At 57.7% G+C, this 241-nt stretch carries 1 pseudogene; it reads right to left on the bottom strand.

What is annotated here, in order from left to right:
• A pseudogene (locus tag KVT38_RS34095) lies at positions 1-184 on the bottom strand (ribonuclease Z); the annotation flags it as partial.
• Positions 185-241 lie beyond the last annotated feature (57 nt).

Raw genomic sequence — 241 nt, 5'->3', positions numbered from 1 at the left:
AAATAAAGATCCGATTCAGCTTGCCCTGCTTCAGCCTGGACCGGAGCAGCTGATGCTGCGTACCCTCGCCAGCAACGAACAGCCAGAACCGTTTTTGATCCTCTGGAAAGGTGACGGCGATCGACGTCACGTTGCGGAGCGCGGTCGGCCGGCCCGCGCTTGTGCCTAAAAATAACAGCTTCATGTACCGCACCTCGCTTGGGTTTGCCGGCGAACGGCAGGATACGCTTTAGGATGCCTA

The organism is Cohnella sp. GbtcB17 (assembly GCF_019091135.1).
Classification (GTDB): Bacteria; Bacillota; Bacilli; order Paenibacillales; family Paenibacillaceae; genus Cohnella.
This window is presented reverse-complemented; position numbering and strand designations above follow the sequence as displayed.